This is a genomic window from bacterium (assembly GCA_035281585.1).
Lineage (GTDB): Bacteria > UBA10199 > UBA10199 > DSSB01 > DSSB01 > DATEDP01.
On the sequence record DATEDP010000050.1, the window covers coordinates 1 to 14,647 of the forward strand.

15 protein-coding genes and 1 pseudogene are annotated in these 14,647 nt (G+C 59.5%); 9 read left to right on the forward strand and 7 right to left on the reverse strand.

Features of this window, described 5'->3' with window-relative positions; all coding sequences use genetic code 11:
• Window positions 1-981: peptidylprolyl isomerase (locus VJR29_03875; GenBank protein HKY62536.1), on the reverse strand; the 981-nt coding region annotated here is incomplete at its 3' end.
• Between the two features lie 235 nt (window positions 982-1,216).
• On the opposite strand from VJR29_03875, the gene VJR29_03880 reads away from it, so the two are divergent.
• The 7 genes and pseudogenes from VJR29_03880 (at window position 1,217) to VJR29_03910 (ending at window position 7,615) form a co-directional block, all read left to right on the forward strand.
• Window positions 1,217-1,675, forward strand: a complete 459-nt coding sequence (locus tag VJR29_03880; protein HKY62537.1) for a phosphatidylglycerophosphatase A — start codon at window positions 1,217-1,219, stop codon at window positions 1,673-1,675.
• The gene (locus tag VJR29_03885; GenBank protein ID HKY62538.1) at window positions 1,672-2,919 is read left to right on the forward strand and encodes a competence/damage-inducible protein A; all 1,248 of its coding nucleotides are present in this window, start codon (window positions 1,672-1,674) and stop codon (window positions 2,917-2,919) included. Before VJR29_03880 ends, VJR29_03885 begins: the two co-directional genes overlap by 4 nt.
• A 72-nt stretch (window positions 2,920-2,991) precedes the next feature.
• Window positions 2,992-3,219: pseudogene (locus tag VJR29_03890) on the forward strand (ORF6N domain-containing protein).
• A 48-nt stretch (window positions 3,220-3,267) separates the two neighbouring features.
• Window positions 3,268-3,501 carry a hypothetical protein gene (locus VJR29_03895; protein HKY62539.1) on the forward strand — a complete coding sequence of 78 codons (234 nt, stop codon included), beginning with the start codon at window positions 3,268-3,270 and terminating at the stop codon, window positions 3,499-3,501.
• Window positions 3,502-3,565: 64 nt separating this feature from the next.
• Window positions 3,566-4,636, forward strand: coding sequence for a recombinase RecA (gene recA, locus VJR29_03900; protein HKY62540.1), 1,071 nt, complete (start codon window positions 3,566-3,568; stop codon window positions 4,634-4,636).
• Between the two features lie 132 nt (window positions 4,637-4,768).
• Complete coding sequence (gene alaS, locus VJR29_03905; GenBank protein HKY62541.1) at window positions 4,769-7,408, forward strand: alanine--tRNA ligase; 2,640 nt, start codon at window positions 4,769-4,771, stop codon at window positions 7,406-7,408.
• Window positions 7,409-7,615, forward strand: a complete 207-nt coding sequence (locus VJR29_03910) for a hypothetical protein (GenBank protein HKY62542.1) — start codon at window positions 7,409-7,411, stop codon at window positions 7,613-7,615. It abuts the gene before it with no gap.
• 8 nt (window positions 7,616-7,623) lie between these two features.
• Here VJR29_03910 and VJR29_03915 read toward each other — a convergent pair whose 3' ends face one another.
• The 5 genes from VJR29_03915 to VJR29_03935 form a co-directional block, all read right to left on the reverse strand.
• Entirely contained in the window at window positions 7,624-8,748 is a 1,125-nt protein-coding gene (locus VJR29_03915) for a hypothetical protein (GenBank protein HKY62543.1), read from the reverse strand.
• 387 nt (window positions 8,749-9,135) lie between these two features.
• Entirely contained in the window at window positions 9,136-9,870 is a 735-nt protein-coding gene (locus tag VJR29_03920; protein HKY62544.1) for a nucleotidyl transferase AbiEii/AbiGii toxin family protein, read from the reverse strand.
• A complete protein-coding gene (locus VJR29_03925; protein HKY62545.1) occupies window positions 9,857-10,474 on the reverse strand; it encodes a hypothetical protein in 618 nt (205 codons plus the stop codon). Before VJR29_03925 ends, VJR29_03920 begins: the two co-directional genes overlap by 14 nt.
• A 101-nt stretch (window positions 10,475-10,575) precedes the next feature.
• Complete coding sequence (locus tag VJR29_03930) at window positions 10,576-11,280, reverse strand: tetratricopeptide repeat protein (protein ID HKY62546.1); 705 nt, start codon at window positions 11,278-11,280, stop codon at window positions 10,576-10,578.
• Between the two features lie 9 nt (window positions 11,281-11,289).
• Entirely contained in the window at window positions 11,290-12,069 is a 780-nt protein-coding gene (locus VJR29_03935; GenBank protein ID HKY62547.1) for an outer membrane protein assembly factor BamD, read from the reverse strand.
• A gap of 131 nt (window positions 12,070-12,200) precedes the next feature.
• Between VJR29_03935 and VJR29_03940 the strand changes: the two genes are divergently transcribed.
• Window positions 12,201-12,626, forward strand: a complete 426-nt coding sequence (locus VJR29_03940; GenBank protein HKY62548.1) for a DUF1844 domain-containing protein — start codon at window positions 12,201-12,203, stop codon at window positions 12,624-12,626.
• Complete coding sequence (locus VJR29_03945; GenBank protein HKY62549.1) at window positions 12,623-14,098, forward strand: DegQ family serine endoprotease; 1,476 nt, start codon at window positions 12,623-12,625, stop codon at window positions 14,096-14,098. Before VJR29_03940 ends, VJR29_03945 begins: the two co-directional genes overlap by 4 nt.
• On the opposite strand, the gene VJR29_03950 is transcribed toward VJR29_03945, so the two are convergent.
• The coding region (locus VJR29_03950) for an SDR family NAD(P)-dependent oxidoreductase (protein HKY62550.1) at window positions 14,095-14,647 on the reverse strand (553 nt) is incomplete at its 5' end. The two genes, VJR29_03945 and VJR29_03950, sit on opposite strands and share 4 nt — an antisense overlap.

Here is a 14,647-nt window from a genome sequence, read left to right on the forward strand (position 1 = left end):
TCCCGGGCCCTGCATGGCGTCAGTGGCGGCATCGATGGCGGCGGTGCCCGGAGCCGGCGCGCTGGCGGCGGCTTTGAGGCTGTCATCTTTGTATTCGATGCTCTTGCCGCCGGTCAGCGAGGCCATGAGCTCGTTCTTCACTTGGGAGCGAAGCTTGAACTTGATGGTGTTCTGGACTTCTTCGTAGGGCGCGACTTGGGCGACTTCGATCACCTTGACGATGTGATACCCGTCCTTGGCCAGGATCGGATCGCTGATCTCGCCGGCCTTCATCGTGAAGGACTTCTCGATCATGTCGCCCCAGCCGAAGCGGTCGGCGCGGCGGTCGCCGCGGGCCACCAGCCCGATCTCGCCGCCCCGGGCCTTGCTGCCGCGGTCGTCGGAGTATTCGGTGACCACCACTTCCCAGGCGGTGCCGGCGGCCAGCTTGGCCTTGGCTTCCTGGGCCTTTTTCAAGGCATCGGCTTCGCTCAAGCCGGCCGGAGCCGGCGGAGTCTTGGCCTTATCGGCGCCTGGCGGCGGGGTTTGAGTCTTGATCAGGATGTGGGCCAGCTTGACCCGGGAGAATTCTTTGTCTTTGTTGGCGTCGTAGTAGCCCTTGGCCTTCTGGTCGACCGCGTCGTCCAGCACCGCCTGGGCGAAGATCACCCGCTCGTAGAGGGCGGCTTTCTCCTGGACCTCGGGCTTGCTGGCCAAGCCGCGGTTGATGCTTTCTTTATAGAGCAGCTCCTGCTCAAGCAGGCTGTCGATCAGGCGCTTCTTGCCGGCCGGATTCTTGAGTTGGGCCGAAATGTTGGGATTCACCCGGCTTAAAACCTCGAGGTAGCCCTCGTCGATGGAGACCGGACCCAAGGTCGCGAGCTCCTTGCCCTGATTGAGGTGCTTTTCGAGATCGCCGGCGCCCGGCGCGCTGCCCCCCGAGCCGCAGGCGGCAACGGAGAATGCAAGACAGGAACTCATGAGAATGGCACGGACTTTCATGGACGATCTCTCCCTTCGGGATAAAAGTGGGTAGCCCTCAAAACGGGCTAAAACGAGGGAAGGATTTAAGAAGAATTGGGCAGAATCGTCAATCTTTTATGCGGGAAATGTCATTCCGAGGCCCAAAGGGCCGAGGAATCCACTACGGATAGCCTCAGCGCTAAGTAGATCCATAGTGGATCCCTCGCGCTACGCTCGGGATGACAAGTGGCCATCTTCCAGTTATGACGCAGGCATGCGTCGCCTCGCCCTCTGTCTCAGCTCCGGCCTGGGTCTGGGATTCATCCCCGGCTCGCCCGGCACCTACGGAACCCTTTGGGGAGTCCTGTTTTTTTACCTGGGCCGGCATTGGCCTTGGCCCCAGTTCGCGGCTGGGGTGGCGGCTTTCACCCTTTTCGCGGTTTTGATCAGCCAAATCGCCGAGCGGGCGACCGGCAGCCACGACAGCTCGAGCATCGTCATCGACGAAGTGGCCGGCTATTTGGTCGCGGTCGTCTTCGTTCCCTTCAGCGCCAAGACCGCGCTGCTTTCCTTCATTTTTTTTCGGCTCTTCGATATCGCGAAGCCCTGGCCCATCCGCTATATTGACAAAAAATGGGGCGGTGGTTGGGGCGTCGTGATGGACGACGTCCTGGCTGGCGTCTTCGCCAATTTGAGCCTTCAGCTCGTCATGCTGATTTGGGGAATCTCATGATCGTGGAAATCCTGGCCACCGGCAACGAGGTGGTCGAGGGCGACATCGTCAATTCCAACGCCGGCTGGCTGGCCCAACGGATGCGGGAGCGCGGCGGCGAGGTGCGTTTTCACAGCGCGGTGCCCGACGACGAAGCCTTGATCGCCGATGGGCTGCGCCGGGCCGTCGGCCGGGCCGACCTGGTCCTGGTGACCGGCGGCTTGGGACCCACCGTCGATGATCTCACCTTGGAGGTCGCCGGGCGGACCTTTGGCCGGCCCTTGCAGGTCGACGAGCCGAGCCTGGAACGGATTCGCGGTTTCTTCGCCGCCCTGGGCCGGACCCTCACCCCGAATCAGGAAAAGCAGGCCTGGCTCCCCCAGGGTTCGACGCCATTGATCAATGACTTGGGGACCGCGCCCGGAGCTTTTTGGCGGGAGGGCAAAAGCGCCTTGGCCTTTTTCCCGGGCGTGCCCAAGGAAATGCAGCGGATGTTCGAGAAACGCTTCCTGCCGCTCATCGAATCGGAGCTGGGAAAGGAAGTGCGGCTGCGCAAGGTCTTGCGCTGTTTCGGTCTGCCCGAAGGTCAGATGGATCAGATGCTGCGGCCCCTGCAGAACGCCGAGCGGGAGATCGAGGGGGCCGTGGTCGGCTTTCGGGTCCGCTTCCCGACCATCGACGTCCGCCTTCAGGTCGCCGAGCTCGACGCCGGCCTCGCCCGGCAGCGCTTGGAGGCCGCGACCCAAAAGGTGAAGGCGGCCCTCGGGCCGGTGGTTTTCGGCGAGGACGATTTCAGCCTGGAGGAAGCGGTGGTCCAGCTCTTCAACGATCGCAAGCTCAAGCTGGCCACGGCCGAATCCTGCACCGGCGGGCTAGTGGCCAACCTGATCACTGACGTGCCCGGCGCCAGCCTCTGCTTTTTGGAGGGGGCGGTGACTTATTCGGACGAAGCCAAGATGGCCCGGCTCGGAGTTTTCAAAAAGACGCTCGACGCCCACGGTGCGGTCAGCTCCGAAGTGGCGCTGGAAATGGCCCGAGGCATCCGCCGCACCAGCGGCGCCGACTTCGGCATCGGCATCACCGGGATCGCCGGCCCTTCCGGCGGCAGCGAAACCAAACCGGTGGGCACGGTCCACATCGCCGTCGCCCATCCCGAGGGCCAATGGGAGCAAAAGTTCTTCTTTCCCTTCGACCGGCTGCGCTTCAAGCAGATCACCGCGGCCGCAGCCCTGGACCGAGTGCGGCGGATTCTGCTCGGGTTGTAGGATTTTCGGACGACCGTCCTCAAAAAACCTCAATGTTGTTCCGAGGTACGGTTCTTGCTTGCATCCCAGGCCATGAAGAGCCCTCTGACAGCTAAAAACATTGGCGGCCGAATCCTAGTCTTGAGGGGCCGCCGAGTTCTTATCGATGCCGATCTTGCTGAACTCTATCATGTCAGCACGAAACGGCTTAAAGAACAGCTCAAGCGCAATGCCGATCGATTTCCCGAAGATTTCGCCTTTCAACTTACCGAGGATGAAAAATCCGAGGTGGTCGCATTTTGCGACCACCTCAAAAGGCTCAAGTATTCCCCGTTTCTTCCCCATGCCTTCACCGAGCACGGAGCCCTGATGGTCGCCAACCTTCTGAAAAGTCCCCAAGCGGTTGAGACCAGTATCGCGGTGGTTCGAGCTTTCGTACAGTTGCGGGAGCTGTTGATAACTCACCGGGACTTTGCTGAAAAGCTGAGGTCTTTGGAGAAAAAGTACGACTCCCAATTCAAAATCGTCTTCGACGCGATCCGGCAATTGATGCAGCCGCCGGACAAGCCGATTCCCCGCATCGGTTTCGAAAAACCGGATTGACAAAGAAGAAGCGAGAGACCTAATTCAATTAAACCTTTCTAAATCCAAATTCGAGGAGAAGCCTATGTCCCAGGCTCCAAACACCGAAAAAGAAAAAGCCATCGCCCTCACCCTGAGCGGCATCGAAAAGCAATTCGGCAAAGGCTCGATCATGCGCCTGGGCGAAGTCGAGTTTCAGGGCATGTCGGCGGACATGGTGGTGCCGACCGGGTCGATCTCGCTCGACATCGCGCTCGGCGTCGGCGGCCTGCCCAAGGGCCGGGTGGTCGAAATCTACGGACCCGAATCTTCCGGCAAGACGACCTTGGCCTTGCAGATCATCGCCCAAGCCCAGCGCAAGGGCGGCGTTTGCGCGGTGATCGACGCCGAGCACGCCCTCGACGTCCAGTACGCCAAGAAATTGAACGTCAAGACCGAGGACCTCTTGGTCAGCCAGCCCGACAGCGGCGAGCAGGCCTTGGAGATCGCCGAGGCCCTGGTTCGGAGCAATGCCATCGACGTCATCGTCATCGACTCGGTCGCGGCTCTGGTGCCCAAGGCCGAGCTCGAGGGCGAGATGGGCGACGCCCAGATGGGCGCCCAGGCCCGGCTGATGAGCCAGGCCCTCCGCAAGATGACCGCCCTGATCAACAAGTCCAACACCCTGGTGATCTTCATCAACCAGATCCGGATGAAGATCGGCGTCATGTTCGGCAACCCCGAGACCACCACCGGCGGCAACGCCCTCAAGTTCTATGCCTCGGTGCGGATGGACATCCGGCGCATCGGCTCGATCAAAGTCGGCGACCAAGTGGTCGGCAACCGGACCCGGGTCAAGATCGTGAAGAACAAGGTCGCGCCGCCCTTCCGCGAGGTCGAGTTCGACATCATGTACGGCGAGGGCGTCTCGCGCGAGGGCGATCTCCTCGACCTGGCCTCCAACAGCGGGCTGATCGACAAGACCGGCTCCTGGTTCAGCTACGGCAAGGAGCGAATCGGCCAGGGCCGGGACAACGCCAAGGACTTCCTCAAGACCAACCCCAAGGTCACCGAAGAGATCGAAGCCAAGCTCCGCGAGCACTACGGCTTGGCCGGGGCGCCCAAGGCTGAAAAGGCCGAAAAGACCGCGCCGGAGCCGGAAAAGAAGCGGGCGTAATCGTAGGGGCACCCCTTGCGGGTGCCCGAGGCGAGGATCTTGCGATCGCCGCAGATTGGGCACCCGCAAGGGGTGCCCCTACGGGAATGACCGGTTGCCCCGTCCGCGCGGCCCTGCTAGGCTCGATTCTGTATGAAATCCTCGGAAATCCGCGAATCCTTTCTCAAATTCTTCGAAGGCCAGGCTCACCGCCGGATCAAGAGCGCCTCGCTCGTTCCGGATCGCGATCCGACGCTCTTCTTCACCAATGCCGGCATGGTGCCCTTCAAGAACGTCTTCCTCGGCCAGGAGAACATCGGCACCCAGCGGGCGACCAGCTCCCAGAAGTGCATGCGGGTTTCGGGCAAGCACAACGACCTGGAGAACGTCGGCCGGACTCACCGCCACCACACCTTCTTCGAGATGCTGGGCAATTTCAGCTTCGGCGATTACTTCAAGCGCGACGCCATCGCCTTCGCCTGGGAATACCTGACCAAGGTCTTGAAGCTCGACAAGAAGCGGCTCTGGGTGACGGTGTTCCGCGAGGACGACGAAGCCGAAGCTCTCTGGAAGGAGTTGAGCGAGGTGCCGGCCGACCGGATCCTCCGCCTCGACGAGGCCGACAATTTCTGGAGCATGGGCGAGACCGGCCCCTGCGGGCCCTGCACCGAGATCCATTACGACTTCGACGGCGCCGAAGGCAAGAGCCGGGAGGATTTCCTCCAGGGCAGCGAGAGCGGCCGGATCATGGAGATCTGGAACCTGGTCTTCATGCAGTTCGACCGGGACTTCGATGGCACTCTGAAGCCTCTGCCCAAGCCCAGCGTCGACACCGGGATGGGCTTGGAGCGCCTGGCCTGCGTTGTGCAGGGCGTCTATAGCAATTACGACAGCGACCTTTTCACCCCGCTCTTGACCAAGATTTCAGAGCTGTCCGGGAAGAAATACCGGCAAAGTGAGACGACCGACATCTCGATGCGGGTCGTGACCGACCACATCCGGGCGACTTGCTTCCTCATCGGCGACGGCGTCCTGCCTTCCAACGAGGGTCGGGGCTATGTCCTTCGCCGGATCATGCGCCGGGCGATCCGCCACGGCCGGATGCTCGGCCTGCACGAGCCATTCTTCTATAAGATCTTGCCGGTCCTGGCGAAGGAGATGGGCGACATCTATCCGGAGCTGGTCGCCAATCAAAAGTTCATCGAAGAAGTGATCCGGGCCGAGGAGCAGCGCTTCCTCGAAACCCTGGAAAAGGGAATGGAGATCATCGAAGTCGAGATAGCCGCCGCGAAGAAGGCCGGCAAGCCGAGCCTTTCCGGAGCGGTGGCTTTCAAACTCTATGACACCTTCGGCTTTCCGCTCGACCTGACCGAAACCATTGCCACCGAGGCCGGTTTGACCGTCGACAGCCCCGCTTTCGAGCTCCACATGGAGGGCCAGCGCGAGAAAGCTCGAGCCGCCTGGAAGGGGTCAGGCGACGCCAAGGTCGTAGAAGTCCATCAGGCCTTGGCTGCCGAAGGGCTGCAATCCCAATTTTTAGGCTATCAAAGCTTGGAATGCATGTCCCAGATCACGGCCATCGTGAAAGACGGCAAACGTGTCGAGTCGGTGAAGCAGGGCGATGAGGCCGAAATCTACACCGAATTCTCGCCCTTTTACGCCGAATCCGGCGGCCAAGTCGGCGATCAGGGAAAAATCTTCGCGCCCCAGGCCTTGGCGGAAGTGAAGGACACCCAAAGACCGGCCGGCGAGATGATCGCGCATTTGGTGCGGGTGCGGGAGGGGAAGCTCCAAGTCGGCCAAGAAATCCATCTTAAGGTCGATCCCTCGACCCGCGGCGCCACCAAGCTCAATCACACGGCGACTCATCTTCTGCATGCGGCCCTTCGCCAAATCCTGGGCGAGCACGTCAAACAGGCCGGATCGCTGGTCACGCCGGAGCGGCTTCGCTTCGACTTCAGCCATTTCCAGCCCATGAGCCGGGAGGAGCTTCTCAAGGTCGAGGACCTGGTCAACGAGAAGATCCGCGAGGACATCGAGGTCCAAAAGCGCGAGATGAGCTACGACGAGGCGATGGGCCAGGGCGCGATGGCTCTCTTCGGCGAGAAGTACGGCGACAAGGTCCGGGTGCTCAAGGTCGAGAACTTCTCGACCGAGCTCTGCGGCGGCACCCACGTCGACCGCACCGGCGAGATTGGGGTCTTCAAGATCGTCCGCGAATCCTCGGTCGCCGCCGGCGTCCGCCGGATCGAGGCGATCACCGGCGCCGCGGTCCTCGATAATTTCCGGGAGATGGAGAGCACCCTGCTTCAGCTCGGCAAGCTGGCCAAGGCCGACCGCTACCAAGACACGGTCGAGAAGTGGACCCAGCAGAGCGAGCAATTGAAGAAACTCGAAAAGGAAGTCTCCCAGCTCAAGGCCAAGCTGGCCTCGGGCGGCGGTGGCGGCGGCGACATCCTGGCCCAGGCCAAGGACATCGGCGGCGTCAAGGTCCTGGCCCTGCGCCGCGACATCGACGATCTCAAATCGCTGCGCGACTTCTCCGATCAAGTGAAGGACAAGCTCGGCTCCGGCGTCTCGGTCATCGGCTCGGCGGCCGAGGGCAAGGCGACCTTGATCGTCCGGGTCTCCAAGGACCTCACCCCGCGCTTCGACGCCGGCAAGCTGGCCAAGGAATTGGCGGCGCTGGTCGGAGGCTCCGGCGGCGGCAAGGCCGAGATGGCCCAGGCCGGCGGCCCCAAGATCGACGGCCTCGACGGCGCGCTGCAAAAGGTCTACGAGCTGGTGGGCTAGATGCGGCCGCTCGACGTCGAAGGCTTCAACCGATTCCAAGATGAGATCCTGGTGATCGACGCCAACCTGAACGGCGTCATCGATCCCGAAGACCCGGCGATCGCGGTCCGACTCGAAGGCCATGAGCGTGGGCAAAGGGTGGAGTTCAAACATCCGCGCTATTGCGAATTAAGGGATCAATATTCAGACTCACTTCAAGACGATTAGTCAGGGATTCATTCTGCAAAATTCACGAGGGCTTCCATGGCCTCGGCCCGTTGGTTCTCGTCTTGGCTTAAGTTGAAGACTATGTAGTAGAGCGCTTCGGCGGCTTGTTTTTTGTATTTATCTCCTTGGTTCAATCGATTGGCCACAGCCAGGATGGCGTCGCCGTCTTCTGGGTGCGGGTTAAGGGTGGAACTGTAGCGAATGATTCGACCGACATCTATGGTGCCGAAGTTGAATGCAGTGGACGCTTGGGAAAGCAGGGCCAAGGCCCGGTTGGAAATGTCCTCAGAGGCATCGCCCCGCATGTGCTTCAAGGCTTGGAGAAGAGTTTGGCTTTCACCGGTATCGAGGCGATGGGCCACGGCGTCATGAAAAGACAAGAAGCGATTCCTTTCCAAGCGGCATTTCAACCAATCTATTCGGCAGGAAAATTTATCAAACGATACCTTATCTTCCCAGGCCTGCTGCTTTCCCCAGGCGAAGTGGGCGGCTTGATTGGCTTGAACTAACCTAAGTCCGTTGATTTTATCGAGCAGGGCCCGGCATACCACGACTTGAGCGGGAAGCTCGACCCGGTCTTCATCGAGAGAGTAGCCCTCTTCCTCGATATAAGTCGCAAGGAGTTCTGCGGCGAACGGAAGATCGCCGTTTCGCCAGGCTTTCAGGGCCTGGAGCATCGAGGATCTTTCATAAATCTCGGTATCGACGTCGGTATCGGCGAAGTCGATCAGGGCATCGAAACATCGATTGGAAAGCGCTTCCCATTCCTGGGATCGTTTCGGATCGACATCCTGCCCTTCGTCGGTGACCAGGATCAGCAATTCTTCCAAGGCTTGAGTCTTGTTTTCGAAATTCGAATTGTGGAGCGAAGCGGCTTCCTTTTCGAACTTTTCCAGCTTGTTCTTCAGCCCGTCGAAAGACGAAACGCAAGTCGGAGTTTCTTGTGGGATCGATTTGGCGAAAACTAGGGGAATTAATCGCTGCATCGTTCTTGATGCCAAAGGCGGCTCGCTCTGCATTTGGAAGCTGCAGGGCGTAGGTTCCGGATCCGACGGGCCAGGATTGCGATTGACCTGAAATGGCAGTACCTGTCCGAGGACGTTGACGAGAGCGATTTTAGAAAGCGTTACCATGAGACTCTCCTAAAAACTTCAGTTGGGTTGATCCAGCGATCGATCGCCAGCATTGTGTATCAAGTTCGTTAAAGTTCCCTCCTCCGGCCAAAGCAAGGCCTGTGCCAATAATTAAACCGTAATATCAATAGGTTGAGATATAGCCTGCCACTCACTTGTACTCAAAGTGAGAATAATCCCCCAGTTTGAGAACAAAACTAAGGATCGATAGGCGAGCAGGATGAGAATTTTCTCAATTGGACCCACCGCAATTACATGAAAAAATTCGATTTTTCTTGTTACAGCTATTCCGGCCAATATTGGTGGAAGGATGACGGTGACGAGTCGGACGCCGCCCGGTGCGAAATCCGCAAGAGGAAGTAGGGATCGCCCTTAATTCCCTGGCTTTTAACTCGTCCCAAGCGTTTCGATCCGATGCGCAATCCTTGAGGCCGCAGCCCGAATCCAAAGGTCAAGACCGGCCATTTGATCCGTGGGAATGATACCCGCCAACTCGGTTTCGATGCGGGAAGGAGAAGCCTTGGCGGCTTTTTCGCGAAGCAAGCTGGCCGCCTCTCGGCGGTTGACCTTCCTTGGTTTGGCGCGGCTTATCTCCAGGCGGGACAAACGGGCTTCCAGCGTTTTCGCGTCGAATGCCGTCAAGGCTTCCATTTGAGCAAGATCGTAGAGATCCCGAATCAAATCCCTTTCCAGGGCGGCCGCGATTTTATGGGAGAGGGCTTCGGCGGGATCCATCGTTGCCACGATGCGGGCCGGTAAAGAGTGACGGCTGGCCAACGGGGCGGTGGAGGCCGGCTTGGGCGGCAGATAGGTGGACTTTTCGACGTTGATCTCGATCTTGGCCCTTCGCTTCGCGGAATCGATAAGATCGAGGAATATTCCCCGCGAATTAATTTCTAGGCCGGTGACATCGACGCCTTCCAACTCTCCCAACGAGCGTTTGACCTCTTGGGCGAAAACTTTTCGGCTTTTCGAGCTTAGCCAGACGTAATCCAAGTCCTGAGTCGAACGGGGGAGATTCCAGAGCCGCAGGAGCATTCCGCCCTTGAGCACCAACTGATTTTTGAATTTTTCAGCCAGGAAGTTCATGATCCTGGCCAGGAGCTCTTCATTTTGGTCCATTCAGCAACCCCTCGACGAATTTCCGGAACTTGGGATTTTTATAGGCTTTCAGATAACGCCGAATTTTTTTTTCATCCAACTTCCATTGATCGACGTCCTTGATTGGATCAGCAACGAAGCGGGCGCCCTTGCTACGGTAATACAGCATGTCAAGAAAGGCCTTTTCGTTATCCGCTACCCGCACCCCGTTGGCCATTCCCACGGTGCCAAACATGAGGTCTTTCTTAATCTTGAAATAGCGCAGTTGAGCGATCGGAGTGCGGAGCGTCTGAGGAGGACCGGGGTATACTGCCGAAACCGAGCGTGCCGGCATCGTCCCGATCAGGCCGTTGCGAGCCAGTACCGAGTCCATCGAAATATAAACGTTCTTTTTGAGGCGCGAGGCGAGGATCCAGGTATCGGCGTCTCGTGTTGCGTAGACTCCGCGGCGAATTTTGAAGAGCAGCCCTTCTCGGACCAGACGGTTGGCCACCTTCGCCACCCGGTCCGAGGAGCGGTGGCCGAGTAAGTTCCAGAGATCGGAAAAGCCGAAAACCCCCCCCAGGGAGGGAGAGAAGCCTTTAATTTGGTTCGCTAAGGCAGGGATCGAGAGCCTATCATTCATAATGCTAGACTAGTGCATTCAACATGCACTAGTCTAGTGCTATGAATTGCCAAATCGGAGACCTGGAATCATGCCTGAAATGTGGAATAGGTGCGAGAGTTCTATGCCGCTTGTTCCGCCAACCGCAGATACATCTTCGCCCCCTCATGGTGCGGATCGGCCTTCAGCGTCTTCTTCCACTGGGCCACCGCTTCCTTGGCCTTGCCGGCGGCGTAGAGCGTCACGCCGAGCTGGACCGAGGCGTAGAGGTACTTGGGGTTGGACTTCAGCACCTTTTTGAATTCCTCGATCGACTCCTTGTGCTTGCCCATCTCGCGCAAGCAGACCGCCATCTTGCAGCGGATGTCGAGGAAGGTCGGCCCCAGGTGCAAGGCCTTGCGGTATTCCTCGATCGCTTCCTTGTAGAAACCGATGCCCTCGTAGATGTCGCCGACCTCGGCGTGGCGATTGGCGAGCTTGGCCCGGATGAAGGGGTCCATCTTGCTGCCCTTGTGCTCGCGGCTCTTGGCCTGGACCTTGGCGTAAAGGGCCCGGGCTTTCTTGTACTCGCCTAAATCGTTGTAGAGCACCGCCAGGTTCAAGAGCGCCTCGGTGTACTTGGGATTGATCTTGAGCGCTTTTTCGAAATAGCCGGTGGCGTCGGTGAACTGGCCGGCGTTGTGGGCGATCACCCCGAGCATGTTGTAGACGTCGGCGAAGTAGGGCTTCTTCTGGATGAGCTTGGTGAAGATCTTCTGGGCGTGCTCGTACTGGTGCTGTTGAAAGGCCTTCTTGCCTTCGGAGAACAGGGCGCGGATTTCATCCATAGGATTTCCTCACTGGCTGGCGGCCGGCGCCGGCGCTTTGCCCAGCCCCACCTTGCTGGCCGCTTTCTTCGTTTTTTTGCTGTCCGGAAATTTCTCCTGCATGAGCTGAGCGGCGCCGCGGGCCTTGTCCTCGTCGCCCAGCCGGTGGAAGGCGAGCGTCGTGCGGTACAGCGCCTCCTCATCATAGCCCAAGCCGGGATATTCTTGGAGTATCTCGAGGTAGCGCGGGATCGCGGCCCGATATTGGCCGTTCTTGAAATAGAAATTGCCGACGTACATGTCTTTGCGGGCGCCGCGAGCCCGGATCTCGTCGTACTTGGCCTTGGCCATCTCGGCGTAGGGGCTGGTCGGATAGCGCCGGTAGACGGTGGCGAAATTCTCCTCGGCGTTGTTCAGCACCGTGAGGTCGCGGTCGATCGACTTGGGAAGCTGTTTTTCGTAGGCCAGCCCGGCCCGGTAGTAGGCGTAATCCAACTTCGGGCTGGTGGGGTGGAGCCGGGCATAGAGGCTGTAAGTCTCGGCGGCCAGCACCCAATCCTTCTTGCGGAAATAGGCGTCGGCGATGTTGAGCTCGGCATCGAGGGCGTAAGTGGAATCGGGAAAGCGGCTCTTGAAGATCTCGAGACATTCCACCGCCTGCTCGTATTTCTTTTTCTCGCTGAGCTCGATGCACTTGTTGATGGCTTGCTCGTCGGTCTCATCGCCGGTCAGCTTGAAGGATTTCTTCTGGCAAGCGCCCGCGGCGAGCGTCAAAGCCAAGATAATCAATAGAAGGCGGGCCTTTGGCATAGGCGCGGATCTTAGAAACAAGCGGAAATCGAAGTCAAGGACCAGCTGCGTGGATTTGATGGAATTTCATGGACTTGCCGTCTTGACAGCCCGCCGTCCCGACCTTATTAAGAAAAGTGGAGAAAAATTCCATGCCTTCGAAGGAAGAAGAGGAAAATCAAGGCTTTAAAGTCAACGACCGGCGCCGATTCCAGGCCGACGGGACTCCGGCCGAGGAAAAGCCGAGCCCCGAGGCTGCGGAAAGCCGGTCCGAACCCGACCAGCCGGAACCCGCGGACGAAGCCGCTCGAGCGGCGCCGGAGAAGGAAATCCCCGCCGATTTCGTCACCTTACTGCTCTCCTTGGCGGCCAGCGCCCAATCGGCTCTGGGCATCTCGCCCAATCCCCGCAACGGAAAATTGGAGCTCCGCCTGCCCGAAGCCAAGTACAGCATCGACCTGCTCGCCATGCTCCAGGAGAAAACCCAAGGAAATCTTAGTTCTGAAGAGGAAAAATTTTTGCAGGCCTTGCTTTACGATTTGCGCCTGCGCTACGTCGAAGCCAAGGGTGGCTCATGATGAAAACCAAGAACGATTCGGAAACGTTCCCTAATCCCATGCAGAAAAAGTACTCCCTGAAGAGCTTGCTTTTGACCGCGGTCCTCTCGGCCGCCGTGGGCTTGGGCTTGGCGGCCAAGCTCGACTGGATGCATCTCGGCCAGGCTCAAGGCGACCCGACGGCCTTTTTGCCGGCCCAGCGGCCGACTTCCTTCGCCGATTTGACCAAGCAGGTCCAAGCGGCGGTCGTCAACATCAGCACCTTGAAGAACGTCCAAATCCGCGGCCGCTTCGGCAATCCCTATTATGAGGATTTCTTCGAGCGCTATTATCGCTCCAATCCGCGGGCCCGCCAGCAGAACAGCTTGGGTTCGGGCTTCATTCTCAACAAGGACGGCTACATTCTCACCAACAACCACGTGGTGAGCGGGGCCGACGAGATTCAAGTCAAGCTCTCCGACGGCCGGACCTTCAAGGCCCGGGTCGCGGGCAGCGATCCCAAGACCGACATCGCGGTCATCAAAATCGACGCCCATGACTCGCTGCCCACGGTCAGCCTCGGCAACTCCGACGGCCTCGAGATCGGCGACTGGGTGCTGGCCATCGGCAACCCCTTCGGTCTCACCCAAACCGTCACCGCCGGCATTGTCAGCGCCAAGGGCCGGGTTATCGGCGCCGGGCCTTACGACGACTTCATCCAGACCGACGCTTCGATCAACCCCGGCAATTCCGGCGGCCCGCTCTTCAACCTGAAGGGCGAGGTGGTCGGCATCAACACCGCGATCGTGGCCAGCGGCCAGGGCTTGGGCTTCGCGATTCCGATCAACATGGCCAAGCAGGTCATCCCCCAATTGATCAAGGGCAAGCCGGTGGAGCGGGGCTATTTGGGAATCGGTCTACAGGAATTGACGCCGGAAATGATTCAAGCCTTGGGCATCGACAAGCCCGAGGGCGCGCTGGTGGCTCAAGTCTATGAGGGCTCGCCGGCTCACAAGGCCGGCATTCTCCCCGGCGACCTCATCGTCACCCTGAACGGCCAACACATCGGCAAGACCAACGATCTGCCGATCTTGGTTTCCCAGGCGGCGGTCGGCTCGGAGGTGGCGATCGAAGTGGCTCGCCGCGGCGAGCGCAAGACCTTCAACGTCAAGGTCGCCTCCCAAGGCGAGATGAGCAGCGCGATCGTGGCTTCCGACATCGGGGCCGGCAATCCCAGTAAAATCGGGTTGGCGGTCCGCGACGTCAATCCGACCGAGAGCCAGCGCAATGGTTTGCCGCTGGGTCAAGGCGTCACCGTGACCGGCATCGAAGACAGCTCGGTGGCCGCCGGGGTCGGACTCCAGCCCGGCGACGTGATCTTGCAATTCAACGACAAGCCGGTGAACGGCAGCCAGGACTTCTTCAAGCAGAGCCAGGGTCTCAAATCGGGCGAGTTGGTGCGCTTGCTGGTGAAACGCGGGCAGATGACGTCGTTCTTCGCCTTCCGGGTCTAAGGCTGCTTGCGGAAATACCGCTCCAATCCCCAATCGATGAGCCGCGGAAACAAAAAGTTCCCCCAAATCAAGAGACGGTTCGGCAGCGAGAGGTAGACGTCGCGCTTGCCGCGCAGATAGCCCTTCACCATCCGCTTCGCCGTCAGCTCCGGCGCTTGGCCGCCGGTGTCGGTGGCGAAGGGCCGCCAGCCTTGGCTCTTGGCGTTGGCGGTGAAATCGGTGCGGACCCGCGGAGGATAGGTGTTGGTGATCGCGACGCCTTCGGGCTCGAGCTCGACCCGGAGGGCCTCGACGAAGCCGTTCAATGCCGATTTGGAAGCCGAGTAGACGCCCAGCCGGGCGATGGCTCGCCAACCGACGATCGAAGAGACGGTCATGATCCGCGACTCCCGGCCCTTCTTTAGAGCCGGCAGCAAGCCCCGGATCAAGGTCAGGTAGCTGAAGAAATTCACCTCGAAGAGGCGGCGGATGTCGCCGTCCTCCAAGTTCTCGAATTTTCCGTAGAGCCCGATGCCGGCATTGAGGACCAAGCCGTCGAGCTTATCCAGG

Bases quoted from the DNA above. Each gene is read 5' to 3' on its own strand.
- VJR29_03880 (HKY62537.1), top strand. From the start codon at position 1,217: ATGCGTCGCCTCGCCCTCTGTCTCAGCTCCGGCCTGGGTCTGGGATTC.
- VJR29_03945 (HKY62549.1), top strand. From the start codon at position 12,623: ATGATGAAAACCAAGAACGATTCGGAAACGTTCCCTAATCCCATGCAG.
- recA (HKY62540.1), top strand. From the start codon at position 3,566: ATGTCCCAGGCTCCAAACACCGAAAAAGAAAAAGCCATCGCCCTCACC.
- VJR29_03935 (HKY62547.1), bottom strand. From the start codon at position 12,069: ATGCCAAAGGCCCGCCTTCTATTGATTATCTTGGCTTTGACGCTCGCC.
- VJR29_03930 (HKY62546.1), bottom strand. From the start codon at position 11,280: ATGGATGAAATCCGCGCCCTGTTCTCCGAAGGCAAGAAGGCCTTTCAA.
- VJR29_03915 (HKY62543.1), bottom strand. From the start codon at position 8,748: ATGGTAACGCTTTCTAAAATCGCTCTCGTCAACGTCCTCGGACAGGTA.
- VJR29_03940 (HKY62548.1), top strand. From the start codon at position 12,201: ATGCCTTCGAAGGAAGAAGAGGAAAATCAAGGCTTTAAAGTCAACGAC.
- VJR29_03925 (HKY62545.1), bottom strand. From the start codon at position 10,474: ATGAATGATAGGCTCTCGATCCCTGCCTTAGCGAACCAAATTAAAGGC.
- VJR29_03910 (HKY62542.1), top strand. From the start codon at position 7,409: ATGCGGCCGCTCGACGTCGAAGGCTTCAACCGATTCCAAGATGAGATC.
- VJR29_03920 (HKY62544.1), bottom strand. From the start codon at position 9,870: ATGGACCAAAATGAAGAGCTCCTGGCCAGGATCATGAACTTCCTGGCT.
- VJR29_03885 (HKY62538.1), top strand. From the start codon at position 1,672: ATGATCGTGGAAATCCTGGCCACCGGCAACGAGGTGGTCGAGGGCGAC.
- VJR29_03895 (HKY62539.1), top strand. From the start codon at position 3,268: ATGGTCGCCAACCTTCTGAAAAGTCCCCAAGCGGTTGAGACCAGTATC.
- alaS (HKY62541.1), top strand. From the start codon at position 4,769: ATGAAATCCTCGGAAATCCGCGAATCCTTTCTCAAATTCTTCGAAGGC.